Genomic DNA, 22,321 nt, shown 5'->3' with positions numbered 1-22,321 from the left:
ACAGCGAAGCCTTCGCGCCCGAACCTGCGGGCGACTGCAGCGCCGAGTCCCGGGGCCTGCTCCGATGATGGCGATAACGGGCATGAGATTCCTTCGCTGGACGTGTTCGGCGGGCCGTGCTGCTCGAAAAGCCTAGCGGCGTTTTATGCGAGCGATCCGAACCAGTCGAGGGTTTCGTTGAGAATCGGAGGCTGGACAAACTGTATCTAGCAGGAATGCCTCAGCGCTTAGCGTTGGTAGCTGCACCACTGCTCGTCGACCGTAAACCCCAGGGAACGAACTAAACCTAAACTCGCGTCGTTCGCACCAGCTCCGCCGGCTGTGAAAGTTCGTACTCCGTCATTCGCGAACGCGATGATTGAGGCAGCCGCTATCGCTGCCCCGACCCCGCTGCCGCGATAGTCCGCGAGCACCGACGCGAAGTCGTTGTCCCCGACTCCGTCATTGACTTTTCCAACGACGGCTCCGACCAACCGCCCATTATCAACGGCGCCGAACACCCGCTTGCCGTGCAACCACAGTCCTTCGACTTCGCTCATCACCGGTAGCGGCTGGTGCGTCGCTGGCGTGAACGGGTAGTCAGCATTGTTGGCTAGTTCCAACTCGAATAGAGCATTCGCAAAGCTGACGTCCAGTTCTTGAATCGCGATCCCGGTCGCTCGCACCTTGGTCACTACTTGCTCGAGTCTTGTCAGATCGGGCGACTCCGCGAAGTGCAGATGTGCGCCCCATGATCGACCCACGATGCGGTAGCCGTCCGCCTCAAGCGCGGAGCACCTCGGGTCGTCCTCCCGAACGATAACGACATCATCCATAAACGGAGTCTATGCGCGAGGACATTCGGACAGGAGGAGTCACGAGGTGAAGCGGCACCTCACCGCATTCCGGTACGTGCTGAATCCACGGCAAAAACCGGCGTGCCTAGAAGTGCCGCGTCAGGTCCATCCGCTGGTGGAGAATGCGGATCACATTCACGCTGTCGGATCCTTGGGTATAGAAAATCAGGTGACTACCGATGCTGTAGCGACGGTAGCCCTCGCGAATGTCAGAGCATGTACGTCCGCGCTGAGGGTCAGCGGCGATTCGTTCGATCACCGCCCTCATCTCGAAAATATAGATCTCCGCCTGAGTCGCATCCCAGCGCTCCTGCGTGTAGTCCCAGATCGCAGACAGATCTTGCTGGGCGGCCGGGGAGAGGCGATAGCCCGTCACTGCTTCTTCGACGCGACGAATGCGTCGAAGTCGAATTCTTGCGGCGCACCACTGTCTTCACCCACGATCAGCGCGGATCGCAGCGCTGCCATCTGGGTCTCTTGGTCTTCCAGCAACCGAAGAGCAGCACGAACGACTTCGCTGGCGGATCGGTACCGTCCGGTTTCGACCTCGCGAGAAAGAAAGTCCGCGAAGTGGTCATCCAAGCTGATCGAGGTGTTTTGAGCCATGCGCTCAGAGTACCAAGGATTGGTATTTTTGCGGGCAGCGAATCAAAAAGCTAGTTGTTGAAGCGGGACTCCACCACATTCCGTTGCCGATTAACCTCGGTGTGCAGTTCAGATGGCCAGCGATGTCTCACATGGCTGGCCGCCCGCTCACTCAGGCGATAGCGGCGCAACCTCCACCGGCACGGAATCGCCACCGCGACCAGCTCCGGCTCCGTGCACCGACGGTAAGATGACAGGAACCCAACGAAGGAGACTTATGTGCCGCGTGCTCGCTTACCTCGGTCCTGAGACACCACTGGAGAACCTCCTGCTCAAGCCAGAGAACAGCCTGATCAACCAGGCACTCGACCCCGAACGGCACCCGGAGCTCCAGTTGGCCGGATGGGGATTCGGGATCTGGGGCGAGCACCTGCTGAAGCCCGAAGAACCCTTCATCTACCGCCGCCCCATGGCGGCCTTTTACGACGACAACGCCAGCCGGATGATCCCCAGCCTCCAAGCCAGCACGATGTTGGCGCATGTGCGAGCCGCGGCGTACGACTCGAAGGTCGTGATGGTCGACGAGAACTGCCACCCGTTCTCCTTCGAGGAGACCCCGTGGATCGTCGCCCAAAATGGCTACCTGCCCAACTGGCAGCTCCTGCAGCGCGAGCTGCTGCAGCACTGCGAGGATCGGTATCTCAAGCAAATGCGCGGGAACACGGACACCGAGTTCATCTACGTGCTACTCCTCTCGCTGCTCGAGGGTGACAGCAACGAGGACGTCCAACGAGCGATCGAGAAGCTCATCGAGCTGATCGCCCAGGCGATGAAGGACCTCGACCTCGGCGCTCTGACCAAGCTGAAAATGGCCCTCGTGTCAGCCGACCGCATCATCGGTGTCAACGTCGGCCTCGGTCACCACGGTGAGACCAACCCCGCTGGTGACTGGAAGGAGCTACGGAAGTCAGCCCCCGACAGCGACGACTTCGCGCTCTCGATGCTCCTCGAACCGATGTACATACTGATGGGGCGCAACTTCGACGACGACGCCACGACCTACGACTTTGAGGAGAGCAGCGAGGATGACGCGACCGGTGTCATCTTCGCCTCCGAGCCCTTGACCGAGGGTGACGACTGGTCGCTTCTCGAGTTCGGCCAGATCGTCTTTCTCGAGAACGACGGTGAGCGCATCACCAAAACTACCAACACGCTGAAGGTCTCAGCGCGCTAGGTGTTCTTCTCACGGAGGTTGTGAGCAGCTTGGCGTGACGGAAGACGACAACCCCTAGTTGTTGAAGCGGAACTCCACGACGTTCCGATGCCTACCAACCTTGAGCACGCTCTCTTGGTGTTCCGGCTGGGCTGATACTAATGGGCTGATACTGCTGAGAAGGATCTCGCCCGATGTTCTCCGCCGATAGGATCGCGGGATGAGCACCACCTACCGCGTCGACACGTCACTCGACCGCAACGCAATCATCGATCTGTACGCCGCAGTACAGTGGACGGCCTATACCCGGGATCCCGAGCGGCTCGTGGCCGCCATCGCCGCGTCGCTGAGAGTCGTGACCGCTTGGGATGGCGTCCGGTTAGTCGGGCTCGCACGCATCGTCGGCGACGGGCTGACGATCGTCTATCTGCAAGACATCCTGGTTGCACCCGAGTATCACCGCGCCGGAATCGGTCGTGAACTATTTCTTCGCGCCTTCCAGCCGTACGAAGACGTGCGGCAGAAAGTTCTTCTCACCGATGACGAGCCGGGACAGATCTCTTTCTATCGCACGATGGGATTCACCGAGGTTCGAGACCTTGAGCAACGAACCTCGGTTTTCACGAAGTTTGCTTGACCCTACCGCGACCGAGAGATCACGACATCGAAGGCCGGGCCGCCCCTAGTTGTTGAAGCGGAACTCCACGACGTCGCCGTCGCTCATGACGTATTCCTTGCCCTCAACGCGAGCCTTGCCCTTGGCGCGAGCTTCCGCGATGGAGCCTGTCTCAACGAGGTCGTCGAAGCCGATGACCTCAGCCTTGATGAAGCCCTTTTCGAAGTCAGTGTGGATGACGCCGGCAGCCTGAGGCGCCTTGGCACCCTTCGGGATCGTCCAAGCGCGAGTCTCTTTCGGACCAGCCGTGAGATACGTCTGCAGGCCAAGAGTGTCGAAGCCGATACGGGCGAGCTGGTCGAGACCACTCTCTTCTTGACCGGTGCTCGCGAGAAGCTCTGCGGCATCCTCTTCGTCGAGGTCGATGAGTTCGGCCTCCAACTTAGCGTCGAGGAAGATGGCCTTCGCGGGGGCGACTAGGGCTGCCAATTCGGCGAGCTTCTCGGTGCTGCCCAGCACCGCTTCATCCACGTTGAAAACGTAAATGAATGGCTTGGAGGTGAGCAGACCGAGTTCGCTGATCAGCTCAAGTTCAATCTTGGTCGCCGCCGACAAGGGCTTGCCCTCATTGAGGAACGCCTGCGCAGCAAGCGCAGCCTCGAGAACGGCGGGCTCAACACGCTTGGTCTTGAGTTCCTTCTCGTACCGCGCAACAGCCTTTTCGAGCGTCTGTAGGTCAGCGAGAATCAGCTCGGTGTTGATGGTTTCCATGTCGGATGCCGCATCAACTTTGCCGTCGACGTGAATAACATCCGGGTCGCTAAAGCCGCGCACGACCTGAGCGATGGCGTCAGCCTCGCGGATGTTCGCCAAGAACTTGTTGCCCAGACCTTCGCCCTCGCTGGCGCCCTGCACAATGCCGGCGATGTCAACGAAGGAAACAGGAGCGGGCAGGATGCGCTCGCTCCCAAAGATTTCCGCCAGCACTTTGAGGCGCGGGTCGGGCAGGTTCACGATGCCCACGTTAGGTTCGATGGTCGCGAACGGATAGTTCGCGGCGAGCACCGAATTCTTGGTCAGGGCGTTAAAGAGGGTGGACTTGCCGACATTCGGGAGTCCAACGATTGCAATAGTGAGAGCCACAGAAGACAATCCTACCGGCGATAGCGGCCCCGAGGTACGGGACCGCTATCGCGACGGTAAAGCGGACTATGTGTTAGGCGTCGCTCTGCGGGAAGCCCAGGTTGATTCCACCGTGGCTGGGGTCGAGCCAGCGGCTGGTTACAGCCTTCTGACGGGTGAAGAAACGGATGGCGTCGGGGCCATAAGCCTTCGTGTCGCCGAACATCGAATCCTTCCAGCCGCCGAAGGAGAAGAAGGCAACCGGAACGGGGATCGGAACGTTGATGCCGACCATGCCGACCTCAACTTCGCGCTGGAAGCGACGAGCCGCTCCGCCATCGTTTGTGAAGATCGCGGTGCCGTTTCCGTACTGCGAGGAGTTGATCAGGGCGAGCCCTTCTTCGTAGCTCTGAACGCGAATCACGCCGAGAACCGGTCCGAAGATTTCGTGCTTGTAGACATCGGAATCAGTGGAGACGTTGTCGATAAGCGTCGGGCCGAGCCAGAAGCCGTTAGCGTCGCCATCGATCTCGATGCCGCGTCCATCAACGACAACAGTGGAACCGTCAGCCTCAGCAAGCTCGATGTAGCCAGCAACCTTGTCGCGGTGCTGCTGCGTGATGAGCGGACCCATGTCGCAGGAGCGAGTTCCATCGCCGACCTTGAGGGTCGACATCCGCTCGCTGACCTTGGCAATGAGCTCGTCAGCAACAGGCTCGACAGCAACGACGACCGAGATCGCCATGCAACGCTCGCCAGCGGAACCGAACCCAGCGTTGACAGCAGAGTCAGCAACGAGGTCAAGGTCAGCGTCCGGAAGAACCAGCATGTGGTTCTTGGCGCCGCCGAGGGCCTGAACGCGCTTGCCGTGATGAGCAGCGGTTTCGTAGATGTACTTGGCGATCGGGGTGGAACCAACGAAGGAGACGCTGGCAACATCGGGGTGCTCAAGAAGAGTGTCAACGGCGAGCTTGTCACCGTGAACGACGTTGAAGACGCCATCCGGAAGGCCAGCCTCGGAGAAGAGCTCTGCCATCCAGACCGACGACGACGGGTCCTTCTCGCTGGGCTTCAACACAACAGTGTTACCGGCGGCAACGGCCATCGGGAAGAACCACATCGGCACCATGGCCGGGAAGTTGAAGGGGCTAATGATCGAGACAACGCCGAGCGGCTGCTGCAACGAGTACACGTCAACACCGGTCGAAACGTTTTCGCTGTATTCGCCCTTGCTGAGCTGGGCGATGCCACAGGCGTAGTCGAGAACTTCGAGGCCACGAGCGATCTCGCCAGCAGCATCCGAAAGCACCTTGCCGTGCTCGGCGGTGATGATGGCAGCAAGCTCATCCTTGCGAGCGTTGAACAGCTCACGGAAAGCGAACATCACGGCGGTGCGCTTAGCGAGCGACGTGTTGCCCCAGGCGGGGAAGGCAGCCTTAGCCGCGGCAACACCAGCGTTGACGTCAGCGACGGATGCGAGAGGAACGGTGCGAGCGACAGCGCCCGTTGCGGGGTTGAAGACGTCGCCACGGTTGGGCGAATCGCCCTCGGTAGCGGAGCCGTTGATCCAGTGCGGAATCGTGGAGTACATGGGCCTACTTTCGTTCGGAGGTGTGCCCAGTCTGCAACCCATCCGATCTGCAATCAAGGCCTATTAGTGCACGGGCAATCTGCAGAAACGCACACGGTGGTGTGAGGCGCTAGTTGAAGGGCAATAGCTCTGAGCCGCGCCGCGCGACCTCGCGATGCAACGCCGCTCGCACCAGCTGAACGGCCTCGACATCCGCGGCCTCTTTGCGCACCGAAAGAGCGAACTCCAAGCGGAAACTGACCTCATCGGGCAGCACCGCAACGAGGCCAGGTTCGGGCTCAGCCATGAAGGCGTGCAGCAGCCCAATGCCCGCTCCCTGACGCGTGGCCTCGAGCTGCGCGAACACGCTTGTGGAACCGAATCCGACGCGCATGCCGCCGAGTACCGGGGCGAGGTCGAGCTCGCGAACCGTAAGCAGGGCATCCACATAGAAGACCAACGGATGGCTGTCGAGGTCAGCAACAGAACGAATCGGTGGGTGCGTCGCGACATAACCGGGCGAGGCATACAGGCGCAGAGCGTAGGCGGCGAGCGGCTCGGAGGCGAGGCGTGAAGTCGCCGTCGTGCCGATCGTGATCGCCAGGTCGAAGCCAGCACCACGCAAACTCAGCGGGCGGGTAGAGGTGACCAGCTCGACCGTGATGGCCGGATGCTCCGCCTGCACCGCCGCGAGCGCTGCCGTCACAAAGGTGGCCCCGAATCCATCGGGCGCGACGATTCGCACGGTGCCGCGCACTTCGTCGGCTCCCCCGCTGGTAGCCCCGACGACGTTTTCGACGATGTTCTCGAGCCCGGCGGCGCGGGTAGCGACTTCGCGGCCGATGGCGGTGAGCTCCCAGCCGTCAGCGCCACGGTCAAGGAGGCGCACCCCGAGGGCGGCTTCGAGCCGGTCAATGCGGCGACGGACGGTGGTGTGGTCGACGCCGAGCAGGGTTGCCGCAGACACCATTCGGCCGGCGCGGGCGACAGCAATGAGGTAGCGCAGATCGTCGGTGCTCACATCGAGCGGATGCACGGAGTCGCTGGCCATGCCTCAACCCTAGGGGCGCTTCGGGACAACTGCCGCAGGGCATCCCGCAATGTCGTCGCCGGCTGGCACACTGGCGGAATGGATCCCCTCGTCGCCCTCATCGTTGGCCTACTCGTGGGCGCCGTCCTCGGCGTCGTGATTGGCCTACTCGTTGCCCGTGTTCGCGCGACCGCGCCGACGGGCCGCGTTGATCCCGAAGTACTGGAGGCTCGCCATCAGGCGGCGATCGCGAATGTGACTGCCGCCGAGCGCGAACAGCAGGCTCGGCTGGCAGCAGAGCTGGCATCCATCACGGCACGGTCTGAAGCGCTGAGCGAGCAAGTGGCGTCACTGCAAGTGCAGTACCGCGAAACCCTCGATCGTCAGCGTGACGAGGCCGCGGCTCTCGTTGAGCGCGAACGTCGTGAATCTAAGGTGCTGCAGGCGCTCACCCCGGTGCAAGAGACACTGCGCACGATGCACAACAAAGTCACCGAGTTGGAATCGCAGCGCAGCTTGCAGCACGGCGAACTGAGCCAGCAGCTCAAGTCGGCCACCGAATCCGAAGAACGTTTGCGCAGCACAGCCGAATCGTTGGCATCGGCCCTGCGCAACAACTCCACGCGTGGCGTCTGGGGCGAGACCCAGCTGCGCAACGTCGTACAAGCCGCTGGCCTCATCGAACGGGTCGACTTCGACCTGCAATCGAGCATCAATTCGGATGCCGGTGCCGGCCGCCCCGACATGGTCGTGCACCTTCCCGGCGGCAAGAACATCGCGGTCGACGCCAAAGTTCCCTTCACCGCCTTCTTGGAGGCGAGCCAGATCTCAGTCACCGCGACGGGAGAAGAAGGTGCCCGCCGCGAGGCCCTCATCAAGCAGCACGTCAAGGTGATGCGCGGCCACATCGACACCCTCGCCAGCAAGGCCTACTGGGCCGGGCTCGAGGCCTCCCCCGAACTCGTGATTGCGTTCATCCCGAGTGAATCGCTCGTCTCGTCCGCGATGGAAGCTGACCCGTCAATCATGGATTACGCCTTCAGCAAGCGCGTCGCTCTTGCCTCCCCCGTGACCCTGTGGTCAGTGTTGAAGACGGTGGCGTTCTCCTGGCAGCAAGACGTGCTCACCGACCAGGCGAAGACCCTGTTTGATCTCAGCAAGGAGCTCTACCAACGGCTTGCGACTCTCGCCGAGCACGCCGACAAGCTGCGTCGCTCGATCGACACCACCGTGAACAGTTACAACCAGTTCGCGAACTCCCTCGAGAGCCGCGTGCTCGTGACCGCCCGCAAGCTCAATGCTCTCGACGAGTCGAAAGTCATCGGCGACACGCAGCTGGTCGAGGGCACGCCGAAACACATCACGGCGGCCGAATTAGAGCTCGAACTGCCCACCGACAGCGACGGCCGTTAACGAGAACTGGCGCGCTCTCCGCTAGGGAGAACGCGCCAGTTGAAGGCTGTCTTTAGTGGTCGAGCCACTTCTCCGCGAGGTGGTCAGCCGAAATGCGGCGGATCGTTCCCGAATGTGACCGCAACACAATCGACTCCGTGCGGATGATGGGGCCGTAGCGGCGCACACCCTTCACGAGTCCACCATCGGTGACACCCGTCGCAACGAAGAACGTGTTGTCGCTGGCGACCATTTCGTCAGCCGTATAGACGTGATCGAACTTGAGCCCGGCATCCATCCCGCGTTGACGTTCGTCATCAGACTGCGGATACAGGATCGTCTGGATCTCGCCGCCGAGTGCCTTGATGGCACACGCCGTAGCAACGCCCTCAGGGCTGCCGCCGATGCCGACACACATGTCGATGCGAGTGCCATACAGCGCGGCGTTGATGCCACCGGCAACGTCACCGTCAAGCATGAGACGCGTACCCGCACCAGCTTCGCGGATGTCGTCAATGAGTTGGGCGTGACGGGGACGGTCAAGCACAGCAACCACGATATCTTCGGGACGCTTGCCCTTGGCCTTCGCAAGGGCACGAATGTTGTCGCCAATGGGGCGGTGAATATCGATCACGCCGATGCCTTCAGCACCCGTCACGATCTTGTCCATGTAGAAAACGGTGGATGCGTCGAGCATCGTGCCGCGGTCAGAGACAGCAATCATCGAGATCGCGTTCTGTCGCCCGGCTGCCGTCAGCGACGTGCCGTCAATCGGGTCAACCGCGATGTCGCAGGCTGGCCCACGACCGGTGCCGACGTGCTCACCGTTGAAGAGCATGGGGGCGTTGTCTTTTTCGCCCTCACCTATGACGACGAGGCCGTCGAAGTCGACGGTGCCCAAGAACTTGCGCATGGCATCAACCGCGGCGCCATCAGCACCAAGCTTGTCGCCCTTACCAATAAAGGGAACGGCGCGAATCGCGGCCGCTTCGGTTGCCCGCACAAGCTCAAGAGCGAGGTTGCGATCGGGATGGAGGAATAGCGTGCCGGTTTCTGTACTCACCTAGAGGCATCCTTCGTTGAAAGTGGTCGACTGGGGACGCGCCGGTGGTGGACAGCGCGTACCCAGTCTAACGGAGCCGAGGGAGCTAGACCCCGATCGCGCTCACGATGAACCACAACAGACTCACCATCAGGAAGCCCGCGACACCCAGAACAGTAGTGAGCACGGTCCAACTGCGAAGCCCATCCGCAACGCTCAATCCGAGGTAACGCGTGACAACCCAGAAGCCTGAGTCATTGACGTGCGAAAGCCCGAGCGCACCGAAAGCGATCGCGAGAGTGATGAGCGCGATCTGAACCGGTGAGTAGTCAGTCGCAGCGACGGTAGCCGCGAGGAGTCCACCAGTGGTGAGGATGGCGACGGTTGCCGAACCCTGCGATGCGCGCAGCGTCAGCGAGATAAGGAATCCCAACAACAAAATGGGTAGTCCGGTTGCGGTCATTGTTTCCGCGAGCGCCGTGCCAACACCACTTTCAGTGAGAACTCGAGCAAAAGCACCACCGGCACCCGTGACCAGAATGACGATAGCTGCAGGAGGAAGGGCTGCTTCCATGACTTCACCGGTGTGGGCGAGAGACCAGCCACGGCGAACGGTGAGAAGGAAGAACGCAAGGATCAACGCGACAAGCAACGCGAACACCGGCGAGCCGATGAAGGCGAAGAAGGGGCGCATCGCGTCTTCGGCAGGAAGCACGGTTGCCGCGATCGTTCCCGACATGATGAGGGCGAGCGGCACAATAATGAGAAGCATGATCGTGCCCGCTGTTGGCGGAGCCTCGGTCTTGCTCAGCGTTTCTGTGCCACCGGTGCCACCAGCGCCACCTTCAGAATCCTCTTCGCCGTGCTTCCCGAACAGCGCGAACTGGCGCGCGGTCGCGGGCAGCATCGTGAATTCACGACGGTTGATGAGCTTCGCTACGAAATGGGCGAGCACGCCAAGCGGGAGTGCGACAGCGAGGCCCAAAATGGTGACCCAACCCAGGTCCGCCCCGAGCAGAGCTGAACCGCCGACGATACCGGGGTGCGGAGGAACGGCCACGTGCACGGCGAGCATGATGCCGGCAACAGGCAGGCCGAACTTCACCGGGTTAACCCCAGCAGCCTTGCAGAAGCCATAAATGATCGGAACGAGGATGATGAACCCGACATCAAAGAAAACCGGGATCGCCAATACGAGGGCGGCTGCGGTGAGCGCCGCCGATACTCGCTTAGGGCCGAGGAGACTCGTGAACCGGCCGGCGAGACTGGAGGCTCCGCCGGATACCTCAATGAGTCGTCCCAACATGGCGCCAAGCGCGACAAGAATTGCCACTGAACCGAGGGTGCCACCGAGCCCCGCCGTGATGGCCTGGATGATGCCGAGCTTCTCGGGCGCATCATCCGTCGCCGGAATCGTAGTGAGCGGAATACCCGCCGCAAGCCCAACAAGGATGCTGACCAGCAGTAGCGCGACGAACGCTTGAACCTTGAATTTGATAATCAGCACGAGCAGCAGGGCTATGCCCGCCGCCGCGATCGCTAGCAGTACCGGGGTTTCCATGAAGTGTCTCCTTTGACGTTAATGATGGGATGGTTGTGAGGAACTAGCTCGTGTGGGGCGCAAGAACAGTGATGATGGCGGAATCGTCGGATGCCGCTTTACCCTGGGCTGCACCCGTGAGGTAGAGCTGCTCGGCGGCTGCTGCGATTGGTGTGGGAAGACCGGTGCTGCGAGCCGCATCCGTAACGATTCCCATGTCTTTGACGAAGATGTCGAGCCGGCTGAGCACTTCGGCACCTTCCTCGGTGTAAGCCTCGAGCATCCGGGGTCCGCGGTTTGCGAGCATGAACGAACCTGCCGCACCCGCTGACAGAGTGGCAAGAGTGGTTTCGACATCGAGTCCGAGCTTGTCGGCTAGCGCGAGCGCTTCGGCTGCTGCCGCAATGTGGATGCCACACAGCAACTGATTGACCGTCTTGAAGGCTTGGCCGTCGCCGGCACTGTCGCCGATGACAGTGAGGGTGGATGCGAGCAAGCCGAGCACCGGTTGTGCGGTTTCGCGGGCGGCCGGTGATGCGCCAACCACGATGAGCAGGTCCCCCTCTCCGGCACGCACGGGCCCACCGCTGAGCGGTGCGTCCACGAGTTCAATGTTGTGAGGGGCAAGCTGCGCGGCCACATCTTTAACGTCGTTGATGCCGACCGTGCTGGTCATGATGACAACCGAACCCGCTGACAGCGCGCCAACGATCCCCTTCTCGCCGAACAGCACGTCGCGAAGTTGCTGACCGTTGCGCACCGCAAGCAATACGGCGTCGACTCCTTCTACTGCACCGGCAGCAGAATCGAAGGGGGTGATTCCAGCATCGGCGGCGAGCGCGAGTCGCTCATCCGCGATATCAAAACCGTGAACGGTGAGTTCGCTCGCGAGGCGAGTCGCCATGGGGAGGCCCATTGCGCCAAGTCCGAGTACGGCGACGGTGTAGTTGGTCTTCGTTGACATGAGATTCCTTAGTGCTGCTTGGTGAGTACGTTCGATGGCTGGTTAGGCGGCGATGCTGGAGAGCGTTGTCACGACCTGGGTGAGAGAGTCGTCGTCGCCGACATTGCCCGCAAAAACGATGTACGGGATGCCTTGGGCTGGCCCATCAACGGGTTCCCAGAGCGAGACGAGCCCCGGAAGCATCGGCCCACGCACGATGGCGTGACGGATGCCGAGGCCGTGAGAGGCGACATCGCTTGAGGTGATTCCCCCTTTCGCAATGACGAAGCGCGGCGGACGAGCAGCGAGAATCCGCTGCACAAGTTCAACGACAGCGGCGGAAACTCGACGGGAGATGTCGAGGCTTTCATCGGCGTCGTCGGTGCGGCGAAGCATCCGACTGGTATGCACGACCACGTCACCCTCTCCCAACCCGGCAACAGCCGAGTCGACGAGTTCTGACAAATGAGTCGCGGCGGTCTCGACGTTGAGGACCTGCTCGATGTCAATCTCGAGCACGCGCGCGAGGGGCCGACCGGCGGTGAGTGAACCGAGTTGACGCGTCGTGAGACCGACGTGCGAGCCAACGACGATGAGTCCGCCAACGGCGGACGAGCCTTCGGCCCCGAACACTTCGAGGGCGTCGAGCGGCGAGCGCTGAGCCTGTCCGATGCGAGCACGCACAAATGGTGGACCGACGCGGTAGAGCAGGCTCTTGCCCGCATCCTCGGCTGCAGCGAGGCCAAGCGCAAGCGCTCGGAGATCGTTTTCAGTAACGATGTCGACGACAACAGGAGTTGAAGCGGAGAGCCCGGCGAGGGCTTCGACGATTCCCGCTGTTCCTCCGCGAACGATATCGAGAGTGAGGGCAACAACGGCTTCAGCGCCCCACCGCCCGCCGGACTTTTCGGAGACGTAGTCGCGCAAGTTGGAGCTGGTGAAGCCGAAGGTGGCATCGCGGGCAAACTCTGTTTCTGCAACCGGAGTGAGCCCGTCGGCCGTGCGCATGTAGTGCACCGAATCGATCGTGACGCGACCGGCATCAGGGAACGCCGGGACAATGATGACGGCGTCTACGGCGCTGCCGGTGGTCTCAAGCACAGTGTCGGCGATGATGTCAGTTTCGAGCGGGAAGTGGCCCCGCAGCGTCGAGTCGCCCCTGCTGGCAAACGACACAGTGACCCCGCTGGAAACGGATGCTGCGAGCGCCGCCATCACAATCTCGCGATTGCGCTCAGCCGCGGTTTCGGGATCGAGGCTGCGGGTGTTGGTGAGCACATAAACCGCTGGAGAGTCTTGCGTGAAGGCCCACGCGAAGTCGGATGCTTCCCACGCGGTGAGCACGGGAAGGTCTGCTACGGACTGAGTGCCGGTGGGATCATCGTCAAGAACCACGAGAACCGTGGCGGGGCGAACCGCTTCCTGAGCGACGCGTCGAGGATCGATGGAAACTTCCGCCGGGAACTTGGCCAGTAGGGCGCTTTCGTCGATCATCGTTCACTCCTTTGTTGACAGATGTCTGACATCTTACATCGGAGCGAGACGAAGTCAAACAGCGGCCGCCAGGGGCTGCCTTGAGCACGGGCGAGTTTTAGCGCAAGGGTCTCAGCGCACGTGATTCAGCACGAAATGGCGCAGGTCGTCAGCGGTTTGCGTCATATGCGAGTCCATCGCCAACCGCGACTGCTCAGCATCGCCGCTGCGGATGGCAGCAAGAATTGACTCGTGCTCCACGATTGCATGCAGCTGGATTTCAGGCACCGCTGAGGTTTGCTGGCGCTTCTCGCGCATCACCCGCGCAAGCGGATCAAACAACACGCCCACAAAAACGTTGCCGGTCGCCCGCAAAATCACGTCATGAAACGCGATGTCCGCAGCAACAAACAAGTCCAGATCCCCGTCGACGTTCCCGCGCCGCATTTCGTTAAGATGCATCTCAAGCAGCGCAAGATCGGCATCGCTCCGCCGCGTCGCCGCCAGAGCTGCGGCACCGGTTTCGATCATTCGTCGCACTTCGACGAGTTGCAAGGATGCCTCACCCTGAGCAACGCCGTGCGAGGCCATACGCAACACCGGGGCAAGATCGGTCCAGTGCGAAATCGGAGTCACATACGTGCCACGACCAGCAACGACTCGCACCACGTTCTGAGCTTGCAAGGTCTTCAGCGCTTCACGCACCGTCATGCGGCTGACGTCATAGGTCTGCCCGATCTCTGCCTCAGTGGGGAGGGCGGCATCGACCGCGATCTCACCGCTGACGATCTGATCAAGAAGAGCATCCGCTACAACGCTCACAAGAGACTTACGTGCCATCGCTTGTGTCCTTTCTTTGACGGATGATCGTGGCCACTCTACCGGCGAGCGCCAGCATGGCCGTGGGTGACGCAACAGTTCGCGCCGCCCAGAAGGGGTGGCTAGAATCGAGGCGAGCCGGACCAGAGCGGTAATCGGTACCGTACGAGGAGAGACAACAATGCCAGTCGCAACCCCAGATCAGTACGCAGAAATGCTCGACAAGGCGAAGAAGAACTCCTTCGCCTACCCCGCCATCAATGCGTCATCGTCATCGACGATCAACGGAATCCTTCAAGGACTCAGCGATGCCGGTTCTGACGGCATCATCCAGGTCACCACCGGTGGCGCAGACTACTTCGCTGGCCAGTCGGTTAAGGCACGCGCCTCCGGAGCTCTTGCTTTCGCCGCGTTCGTCACCGAGGTTGCCAAGAACTACCCGGTGACCGTTGCACTGCACACGGACCACTGCCCCAAGAATGCTCTTGACGACTTCGTTCTCCCGCTCATCGCGGCATCCGAGACTGAGGTCAAGGCAGGCCGCAACCCGATCTTCCAGTCGCACATGTGGGATGGCTCGGCTGTTCCTCTTGCCGAGAACCTCGAGATCGCCAAAGACATCCTCCCACGCATGAAGGCCATCAACTCGATTCTCGAAGTTGAAATCGGTGTTGTTGGTGGAGAAGAAGACGGCGTAAGCCACGACATCAACGACAGCCTCTACACGACGCTGGATGACGTCATCGCTACCGTCGACGCGCTCGGCCTCGGCGAGCAGGGTCGTTACATCGCAGCCCTCACCTTCGGCAACGTGCACGGTGTCTACAAGCCAGGCAACGTGAAGCTTCGCCCGGAACTGCTCGGCGAAATTCAGGCTGGTATTGCCGCGAAGTACGGCACGGGCGCTAACCCCCTCGACCTCGTCTTCCACGGTGGATCAGGCTCGACGGATGAAGAAATCGCGACCGCTGTTGCCAACGGTGTCATCAAGATGAACATCGACACCGACACCCAGTACGCCTATAGCCGCTCGGTCGCTGACAGCGTGCTGCGCAACTACGACGGCTTCCTCAAGGTTGACGGCGAAGTCGGAAACAAGAAGGTTTACGACCCCCGCGCCTGGGGCAAGGCGGCAGAATCCGCTCTCGCGCTGCGCGTTGTTGAAGCAACGAAGCAGCTCGGTTCGGCTGGATTCTCTGGCAAGTAACGCTCTTCACGAATAGGGGTTGGCCTTCGGGTCAGCCCCTATTCGTCATTAACGGCAGCTGACGCGATTACTGCAGGCTCTCGACGTAAGCGATGAAACCGGGATCACTGAGCACGGCAACGAAGATCGCAACCATGAGTGCTATCCCTGCGATACTCGCACCGATGATCGGAATCCAGAAGGCGATTCGTTTGCGCTGAATTTGCAGCAACGCGAAGATGATCGTGAGCACGAGGGCGGCAACGCGAACGATGTTGGCAACGCCTCCGGCTTCGCTCGCGAGGGCGTCTGACGTGAAGTCGTCCATGCCCTGAGCGGCGAGGCCCTCCCGCAAGACCGGGCCAAGGTTAGCCACCGTGCCGAACGTGTTGATGATATCCACGACACCAAAGAGCAACAGCGTTGCGGTGAGAAAGACGTCCCAGAGGCGATGTTTGCGCGGGGGCGCCACAGGAGTCTCGCCTTGCGCAGTGAGGCCGGCTGCTGCATCTCGCTGGTACTGCGCATTTAGCGACGAATCAGGGATGATCGGCATGGCCGGCGGTGCCATCCCAGCGGGAGAAGCAGGAGTAGCGGGGTCAGCTGGTGACTTCTCTACCCCCGCCTCGCTCGTGCCTTCGGGGGCAGCAGGAGGCAAGGGTGCATACTCGCCAAATTTCGGGCGTGGGCGCGGGTCAGTCATGAACTCTATTGCCAATCAAGTTTGCGATTGCGGCCACCGAGGCCGCGCTCATCGGGGTTGCCTGCAGCGTCGGTGCGCAGTTCTTTGGGCAGCGAAAACATGAGGTCTTCTTCGGCGGTAACAACGGTGGAGACGTCGCCGTAGCCTGCTTCTGCGAGGTCGGCCAGCACTTCTTGAACCAAAACTTCGGGAACGGATGCTCCGCTCGTGACGCCAACCGTGGCGACACCGTCAAGCCACTCTTGTTTGATTTCGCTCGCGTAATCGACCCGGTACGCAGCTTTGGCGCCGTACTCAAGAGCGACATCCACAAGGCGGACCGTGTTGGAGCTGTTGGCGCTGCCGACCACAATCACGAGTTCAGCGTCTTCGGCCACCTTCTTGATAGCCACCTGACGGTTCTGAGTGGCGTAACAAATGTCGTCGCTCGGCGGATCTTGCAGAGTGGGGAAACGTTCGCGCAGCAGGCGAACCGTCTCCATCGTTTCATCGACACTCAATGTGGTCTGCGAAAGCCAGACGAGGTTGTCGGTGTTTTCCACCACGATGTTAGGTACATCGGCGGGGCTGTTGACGAGGATGGTGCGCTCGGGAGCGTGCCCCATCGTGCCTTCGACCTCTTCATGGCCATCGTGGCCGATGAGCAAGATTTGGTAGTTGTCGCGGGCGAAGCGAGTCGCTTCGCGGTGAACCTTGGTAACGAGAGGGCAAGTGGCGTCGATCGCATGCAGCTCGCGGTCGGAGGCTCCCTTGACGACAGCCGGCGAGACACCGTGGGCCGAAAAGACGACCGTTGATCCCTCGGGGATTTCGTCGACCTCATCCACAAAGATCGCGCCCTGTGCTTCGAGCGTTGTCACGACATGAATGTTGTGCACGATTTGCTTGCGCACATAGACAGGGGCGCCGTAGTTGGCGAGCGCTTTTTCGACAGCGATAACAGCGCGGTCAACTCCCGCACAGTAGCCACGCGGAGCCGCTAAGACGACGCGTTTTGCGCCTGCGACCGGCAAATTTTGCAATTGCTCTCGGCGTGCGGGCATCGGGGGCATCGCTAGCGCTTGGGCGCTTCCGTTAGAAATGGTGCTCACTCGGATGATTCTACCGAACACTGCTGCACGGAAGCCGAACGGAAGGCAGTATCAGCGGCATCCTCTACCCTGTATTTACAAGCTTGAGGAGGCTAGGTGACGATCACAGAGGGCCCGCCCACCGTCGATACTCCGTGGCCAGTGTCGGTGTTGTCCCAGAAGATCCGTGGCTGGATCGAGCGCTTGGGCACAGCGTGGGTCGAAGGTGAGATCACCCAGTGGGGCGGATCGGGCGGCAACATTTACGGCAAGCTCAAAGACCTTGAAGTGGATGCCACCATCTCTTTCACTATTTGGTCGTCGGTGCGCACGAAATTGCCGAAAGATCTCAAGCAGGGCGACCGCGTTGTTGCCCTCGTCAAACCCAACTATTGGGTCAAGGGTGGCACCCTCACCATGCAGGTGCTCGAGATGCGTCACGTCGGGCTCGGCGACTTACTCGAGAAACTTGAACTGCTGCGCCAGAAATTGCGCGCCGAGGGTCTCTTCGAGCACAAAAAGCCCCTCCCCTTCTTGCCGAACTGCATCGGGCTTGTCACGGCGAAAGATAGCGACGCTGAGAAGGACGTCATTCGCAACGCCCAGTTGCGCTGGCCCGCCGTAAAGTTCCGCACCGCTCACGCGGCAGTGCAGGGCGAGCGTGCGGTCTCTGAGGTTTCGCAGGGCATCCGAGAGTTGGATGCCGATCCCAAGGTCGATGTCATCATCGTCGCCCGCGGTGGCGGCGACTTTCAGAACCTGCTCGTGTTCAGCGATGAATCCTTAGTGCGAACCGCAGCGGCCTGCGTGACACCGCTGGTATCGGCGATTGGGCATGAGAACGATCGACCGCTGCTCGACGAGGTTGCTGATTTGCGGGCATCCACCCCCACTGATGCCGCGAAACGTGTCGTGCCGGACGTCGCTGAAGAGTTGAGCCGAGTGCAGCAGGCACGCTCCGGCATGCGGCTGCGCATCACTCAGCGTCTCAGTTATGAGGGTGATCGTCTGGAGTCGCTGCGCACCCGACCGGTGTTGGCGAATCCGGTTTCGCTTATCGATTCGCACGCCGACGAGCTTTCGCGGTATGTCTCGCGCAGCAACGAGCTGGTGGAGCGCGCAATCGAAAAAGCCCACGCCGGTGTCACCGAGCTGACAGGCCAATTGCGAGCCCTCTCCCCTCAACGCACCCTGCAGCGCGGCTATGCCATCGCGCAGCTGCCTGATGGCACCGCCGTGCGTTCCACTTCTGATGCCCCAGACGGCACTGAGCTGCTGCTCACCGTTGCCGACGGCAAGATTTCCACCACTGTCACCGGCCAGCCGGCTGACAACTAGAGAACAGTAGAATTACATCGTGGCTACCCCCAACGAAACTCCCGTCAGCGAGCTCAGTTATGAAGAAGCTCGGGATGAGCTCATTTCTGTTGTCAACGAGCTTGAGCAGGGTTCGGCAACGCTCGAACAATCGCTTGCCTTCTGGGAACGCGGTGAGGCTCTCGCTCAGCGCTGCGAAGAGTGGCTTATTGGTGCTCGCGCTCGCCTTGACGCTGCCCGCAGCACAAGCACGGCGGATAGCGCTGCTGACGCGAGCACCGACCAGTAATGGCTAAGAGCACCGAACCGCGCATCGTCGCTGGGCTGGGCCGCCCCGAAACTCCCGAAGAAACTTTTGCGCGCAAGGCCGAGAACTCGCGTAAGCACCGCGCCAACCAGACTCTTCTCAATTTGGTCGGCGCAACTGTGGCGTCTCTCGTAATCGTGCTGTTCTTGGTTCTTGTGGTTGTTCGCCCCAGCGAAGAAACGCCCGTCGTTGCCGACTACCAGACCGTCGCTGCCGATGCTCAAACTGATGCGAGCGAACCGCTCCTCGCTCCCTCACTTCCGGAGTCCTGGTACGCGAACTCTGCGCGACTGGGTACTACCTCCTCGGTGCAGACCTGGTACATCGGGTTCGTTACGCCATCCACCGAATCGTCGGGTGCACAGTTCATTGCGCTTGAACAGGGAATCGACGCGAACCCCACGTGGGTAGGAATCGTGACAGATGGCGCACTCGCCACCGGCACGATCGCGATCGACGGCATCGATTGGACTATCTACGATCGCCGCTCAGATTCCGACACCGGAAACTATGCCTACGCGCTCGCGGCGGAGCTCGCAGGCAGCACAGTTGTATTGCATGGAACCGCCGCCGATTCTGAGTTCGAACTACTTGCGGCATCCATCGCCGCCGATGTGGAGACACCATGACGAACCCCACCAAAACACCCGCCCAGGTATGGAACGAGATGTCGCGTGGCAACGAGCGATTCGTTTCCGGTGCGCCGGCGCATCCCCGTCAAGACGTTGAACGCCGCACTGAACTAGCCAACGAGCAAGCACCCCACGCCGCGCTCTTCGGCTGCAGCGACTCCCGCCTTGCAGCCGAAATCATTTTCGACAAAGGCCTCGGAGATCTCTTCGTCGTGCGTAACGCCGGTCAGGTCATCTCCAGCTCCGTCGTGGGCTCCCTCGAATATGCGGTGAGCGTGCTCAACGTTCCGCTGATTCTCGTTCTCGGCCACGACGAGTGCGGTGCTGTTGCTGCTGCCATCGAATCCCAGACAGCGGATGCTCCCGCGCTCCCCCCGCACATCCAATCGTTGATCTCAAAAATTGTGCCCGCCGTTCGTCGCGTTGCGGGCAGCGAATCAGGCGCGGTAACGATTGATGAGATCAACGCCTACGACGTCGGACGCATTCATTTGCGCGCCACCATTCTTGAGCTCATGAATGCGTCAGAACTCATCAGTGATGCGGTAGCCGCAGGTACTCTTGCAGTGGTAGGCGCGAACTACCGTTTGCTTGAGGGTCGGGCTGTCCCCGACCTCGTTATCGGCACGGTTTAGCGCCCTCCACCACGTCTCACCCAGTTCGCTCGCAAACAAAGGATTACAACGCTGTGACGAGTTCCACCGAATACCGCATCGAACACGACACCATGGGCGAGGTACGCGTGCCCAAGGATGCCCTCTATGGCGCTCAGACGCAGCGCGCAGTAGAGAACTTTCCTATCTCGGGCACGGGCCTTGAGCCGGCGCAGATCGTGGCTCTCGCGCGCGTCAAGCGTGCGGCCGCCATCGCCAACAGCGAACTCGGCAAGCTCGACCCGGCCATCGCCGATGCCATCGTGGGCGCCGCAGACCAGATCATCGACGGTCAGTTCCACAACCAGTTCCCGGTCGACACCTACCAGACCGGCAGTGGAACCTCCTCGAACATGAACATGAACGAAGTTCTTGCTCGCCTCGCGACAGACTCGCTTGGCAGCGCCGTTCACCCCAACGACCACGTCAATGCGTCACAGTCGTCCAACGACGTGTTCCCCACCTCGGTGCACCTCGCTGTCACTGGTGCTCTCATCGGTGACCTCATCCCCTCGCTCGAGCACCTCGCTGCAGCCCTCGACGTGAAAGCTGAACTGTGGAAGGGCGCTGTCAAGGCTGGCCGCACCCACCTCATGGACGCCACTCCCGTCACCCTCGGCCAAGAATTTGCCGGCTACGCGCGCCAGATTCGTCTCGGCATCGCCCGCATCCAGTCGGCGATCCCCCGCGTTGCAGAAGTTCCCCTCGGCGGCACCGCTGTCGGCACCGGAATCAACACCCCGCTCGGCTTCCCGCAGCGCGTGATTGAAATCCTCGCCGAAAACTCCGGTCTGCCGATCACTGAGGCCGAAGATCACTTCGAAGCTCAAGGTGCTCGCGACTCGCTCGTTGAAGCATCCGGCGCACTCCGCGTGATCGCGGTCTCCGTCACCAAGATCTGCAACGACCTCCGCTGGATGGGCTCAGGCCCCAACACCGGTCTTGGCGAGCTTCAGATCCCCGACCTTCAGCCCGGTTCCTCGATCATGCCCGGAAAGGTCAACCCGGTAATCCCCGAAGCTGTACTCATGGTGTGCGCTCGCGTTATCGGCAACGACGCGACCATCGCGTGGGGCGGAGCATCCGGAGCATTCGAACTCAACGTCGCGATCCCCGTCATGGGAACGTCGCTGCTCGAATCGAGCCGCCTGCTCTCGAACTCGTTGCGCGCCCTCGCCGACAAGACCGTTGATGGTCTCGAAGCGAACCTCGAGCGTGCCCTCGCTCTTGCAGAATCATCGCCGTCGATCGTGACGCCGCTGAACAAGATCATCGGGTACGAAGCAGCGTCCAAGATCGCTAAGCACGCTGTTGCCCAGTCAATCACCGTGCGTGAAGCCGTGATTGACCTCGGCTTTGTCGAGCGCGGCGAAGTCACGCTCGAACAGTTGGATGCCGCCCTCGACGTTCTGTCGATGACGACGCCTGGCTAACTAGTTGTATCAAGCAGTGTGAGCGGCGTTCCGTCGAGGCCCTCGACGGAACGCTCTCCAATTACATCGTTCAACGTGACGGGGATGAGCACCGAGGCAGTAAGGTCTTCGCCGATCAGGCACGCTTCTTCGTTATCAGATTTCGAAGGATCGCTCGATGTGGGCAAACCATACTGAACAGCGATTTGCACGCTTTGGGCGTCTTCGACAACCACAACCCGGCGCGGGATGCACAGCAACGGCCCCCGGACGTGAAGCAGCACATCAGCTCGACCAATAGTCGAATCCGTGTCATCTGGCTCGCTGCCGATATAGCCCGGAATATTGGTGGTGCCCAAACGAGAGAACCGTTCGAGGTCGAGCAAATACAGTGGCGCCGCCGCATTGTCATTCACGGGGAGGTAACTCTCGATCGGCACGTCGACGAGATCTGAATCGGGGGCTGCGGCAGGTTTGAACGCGCGATACGCCAACAACGGCGCCGGCGAGCCCCACATCAGCTCAATATCGGGAATGCGCGACGCCTCCTGGGGAGCACGTGACGCAGTAGCCGCCATGGCGAGCACCACCATGAGAAGAGAGAGCCCGAGCGCGATACCGGCGATGATTTGCCGATACGCATAGGCTGCACCACCCGGTTCTGACGAGTGTGCGTTGGCTACTGACCAGGAGAACAGGCTGCGCCACTGGTTTCGGGGTGCAAGAATCGCCCACACCGCGGCAACCCCAAGGGGAATTGCCAAAAACCACCACACCGAGCCCACGAGAAAACCTTACGTTGTCTGAGCACGCCCCGCTGACACTCACGCGGCGTGCTCAGACTTTGTCAGCCAATCGTT

At 61.1% G+C, this 22,321-nt stretch carries 23 protein-coding genes; 9 read left to right on the top strand and 14 right to left on the bottom strand.

From position 1 onward, the window contains the following. Positions 1–227 precede the first annotated feature (227 nt). From I6E56_RS12735 to I6E56_RS12725, 3 genes are all read right to left on the bottom strand, one after another. The gene (locus I6E56_RS12735; protein ID WP_197138871.1) at positions 228–815 is read right to left on the bottom strand and encodes a GNAT family N-acetyltransferase; all 588 of its coding nucleotides are present in this window, start codon (positions 813–815) and stop codon (positions 228–230) included. 106 nt (positions 816–921) lie between these two features. Next, entirely contained in the window at positions 922–1,212 is a 291-nt protein-coding gene (locus I6E56_RS12730) for a type II toxin-antitoxin system RelE/ParE family toxin (protein ID WP_197138870.1), read from the bottom strand. Then, positions 1,209–1,442: a type II toxin-antitoxin system ParD family antitoxin gene (locus I6E56_RS12725; RefSeq protein ID WP_197138869.1), complete on the bottom strand. Its 234-nt coding sequence runs from the start codon at positions 1,440–1,442 to the stop codon at positions 1,209–1,211. Before I6E56_RS12725 ends, I6E56_RS12730 begins: the two co-directional genes overlap by 4 nt. A 256-nt stretch (positions 1,443–1,698) precedes the next feature. Here I6E56_RS12725 and I6E56_RS12720 point away from each other — a divergent pair, with 256 nt between their 5' ends. Both I6E56_RS12720 and I6E56_RS12715 read left to right on the top strand, forming a co-directional pair. Continuing rightward, positions 1,699–2,655: a class II glutamine amidotransferase gene (locus I6E56_RS12720; RefSeq protein ID WP_197138868.1), complete on the top strand. Its 957-nt coding sequence runs from the start codon at positions 1,699–1,701 to the stop codon at positions 2,653–2,655. A gap of 199 nt (positions 2,656–2,854) precedes the next feature. Beyond that, entirely contained in the window at positions 2,855–3,271 is a 417-nt protein-coding gene (locus I6E56_RS12715; RefSeq protein WP_197138867.1) for a GNAT family N-acetyltransferase, read from the top strand. Positions 3,272–3,316: 45 nt separating this feature from the next. On the opposite strand, the gene ychF is transcribed toward I6E56_RS12715, so the two are convergent. From ychF to I6E56_RS12700, 3 genes are all read right to left on the bottom strand, one after another. Next, positions 3,317–4,393 carry a redox-regulated ATPase YchF gene (ychF, locus tag I6E56_RS12710; RefSeq protein WP_197138866.1) on the bottom strand — a complete coding sequence of 359 codons (1,077 nt, stop codon included), beginning with the start codon at positions 4,391–4,393 and terminating at the stop codon, positions 3,317–3,319. A gap of 73 nt (positions 4,394–4,466) precedes the next feature. Further along, positions 4,467–5,963 carry a CoA-acylating methylmalonate-semialdehyde dehydrogenase gene (locus I6E56_RS12705; protein WP_197138865.1) on the bottom strand — a complete coding sequence of 499 codons (1,497 nt, stop codon included), beginning with the start codon at positions 5,961–5,963 and terminating at the stop codon, positions 4,467–4,469. 109 nt (positions 5,964–6,072) lie between these two features. Beyond that, positions 6,073–6,993 (bottom strand): LysR family transcriptional regulator, encoded by a 921-nt coding sequence (locus tag I6E56_RS12700; protein WP_197138864.1) that lies wholly within the window; start codon positions 6,991–6,993, stop codon positions 6,073–6,075. Between the two features lie 78 nt (positions 6,994–7,071). Here I6E56_RS12700 and rmuC point away from each other — a divergent pair, with 78 nt between their 5' ends. Continuing rightward, the gene (gene rmuC, locus I6E56_RS12695; protein WP_197138863.1) at positions 7,072–8,385 is read left to right on the top strand and encodes a DNA recombination protein RmuC; all 1,314 of its coding nucleotides are present in this window, start codon (positions 7,072–7,074) and stop codon (positions 8,383–8,385) included. Between the two features lie 52 nt (positions 8,386–8,437). Here the strand turns inward: rmuC and glpX are convergent, their stop codons facing one another. From glpX to I6E56_RS12670, 5 genes are all read right to left on the bottom strand, one after another. Next, a complete protein-coding gene (gene glpX / locus I6E56_RS12690; RefSeq protein WP_197138862.1) occupies positions 8,438–9,427 on the bottom strand; it encodes a class II fructose-bisphosphatase in 990 nt (329 codons plus the stop codon). Between the two features lie 85 nt (positions 9,428–9,512). Then, positions 9,513–10,967 (bottom strand): GntP family transporter, encoded by a 1,455-nt coding sequence (locus tag I6E56_RS12685; RefSeq protein WP_197138861.1) that lies wholly within the window; start codon positions 10,965–10,967, stop codon positions 9,513–9,515. A gap of 43 nt (positions 10,968–11,010) precedes the next feature. After that, positions 11,011–11,910, bottom strand: a complete 900-nt coding sequence (locus I6E56_RS12680; RefSeq protein ID WP_197138860.1) for an NAD(P)-dependent oxidoreductase — start codon at positions 11,908–11,910, stop codon at positions 11,011–11,013. A 42-nt stretch (positions 11,911–11,952) separates the two neighbouring features. Beyond that, on the bottom strand, positions 11,953–13,383 hold the full coding sequence (locus I6E56_RS12675) for a four-carbon acid sugar kinase family protein (RefSeq protein ID WP_197138859.1): 1,431 nt from the start codon (positions 13,381–13,383) through the stop codon (positions 11,953–11,955). A gap of 111 nt (positions 13,384–13,494) precedes the next feature. Continuing rightward, positions 13,495–14,202 (bottom strand): FadR/GntR family transcriptional regulator, encoded by a 708-nt coding sequence (locus tag I6E56_RS12670; protein WP_197138858.1) that lies wholly within the window; start codon positions 14,200–14,202, stop codon positions 13,495–13,497. A gap of 160 nt (positions 14,203–14,362) precedes the next feature. Here I6E56_RS12670 and fbaA point away from each other — a divergent pair, with 160 nt between their 5' ends. Beyond that, positions 14,363–15,388, top strand: a complete 1,026-nt coding sequence (gene fbaA, locus I6E56_RS12665; RefSeq protein WP_197138857.1) for a class II fructose-bisphosphate aldolase — start codon at positions 14,363–14,365, stop codon at positions 15,386–15,388. A 67-nt stretch (positions 15,389–15,455) separates the two neighbouring features. Here fbaA and I6E56_RS12660 read toward each other — a convergent pair whose 3' ends face one another. Both I6E56_RS12660 and I6E56_RS12655 read right to left on the bottom strand, forming a co-directional pair. Next, positions 15,456–16,070 carry a DUF6264 family protein gene (locus I6E56_RS12660; RefSeq protein ID WP_197138856.1) on the bottom strand — a complete coding sequence of 205 codons (615 nt, stop codon included), beginning with the start codon at positions 16,068–16,070 and terminating at the stop codon, positions 15,456–15,458. A gap of 5 nt (positions 16,071–16,075) precedes the next feature. Next, entirely contained in the window at positions 16,076–17,122 is a 1,047-nt protein-coding gene (locus I6E56_RS12655; RefSeq protein ID WP_197139049.1) for a 4-hydroxy-3-methylbut-2-enyl diphosphate reductase, read from the bottom strand. Between the two features lie 135 nt (positions 17,123–17,257). On the opposite strand from I6E56_RS12655, the gene xseA reads away from it, so the two are divergent. Genes xseA through I6E56_RS12630 form a run of 5 tightly spaced genes read left to right on the top strand, consistent with a single transcriptional unit; the run spans position 17,258 to position 21,482 of the window. Continuing rightward, positions 17,258–18,478 (top strand): exodeoxyribonuclease VII large subunit, encoded by a 1,221-nt coding sequence (gene xseA, locus I6E56_RS12650; protein WP_197138855.1) that lies wholly within the window; start codon positions 17,258–17,260, stop codon positions 18,476–18,478. 19 nt (positions 18,479–18,497) lie between these two features. Next, entirely contained in the window at positions 18,498–18,746 is a 249-nt protein-coding gene (locus tag I6E56_RS12645; RefSeq protein ID WP_197138854.1) for an exodeoxyribonuclease VII small subunit, read from the top strand. Then, the gene (locus tag I6E56_RS12640) at positions 18,746–19,393 is read left to right on the top strand and encodes a DUF4245 domain-containing protein (protein ID WP_197138853.1); all 648 of its coding nucleotides are present in this window, start codon (positions 18,746–18,748) and stop codon (positions 19,391–19,393) included. The genes I6E56_RS12645 and I6E56_RS12640 overlap by 1 nt, the downstream gene beginning before the upstream one ends. After that, complete coding sequence (locus I6E56_RS12635) at positions 19,390–20,031, top strand: carbonic anhydrase (RefSeq protein WP_197138852.1); 642 nt, start codon at positions 19,390–19,392, stop codon at positions 20,029–20,031. Before I6E56_RS12640 ends, I6E56_RS12635 begins: the two co-directional genes overlap by 4 nt. Positions 20,032–20,084: 53 nt before the next feature. Next, entirely contained in the window at positions 20,085–21,482 is a 1,398-nt protein-coding gene (locus I6E56_RS12630) for a class II fumarate hydratase (protein ID WP_197107433.1), read from the top strand. On the opposite strand, the gene I6E56_RS12625 is transcribed toward I6E56_RS12630, so the two are convergent. Further along, positions 21,479–22,246: a fumarate hydratase gene (locus I6E56_RS12625; protein WP_197138851.1), complete on the bottom strand. Its 768-nt coding sequence runs from the start codon at positions 22,244–22,246 to the stop codon at positions 21,479–21,481. The genes I6E56_RS12630 and I6E56_RS12625 overlap by 4 nt on opposite strands. Between the last annotated feature and the right edge of the window lie 75 nt (positions 22,247–22,321).

Source organism: Salinibacterium sp. NK8237 (genome assembly GCF_015864955.1).
GTDB lineage: Bacteria > Actinomycetota > Actinomycetes > Actinomycetales > Microbacteriaceae > Rhodoglobus.
Note: the sequence above shows the minus strand (reverse complement) of the source record. Positions and strands in the feature narration are given on the sequence as shown.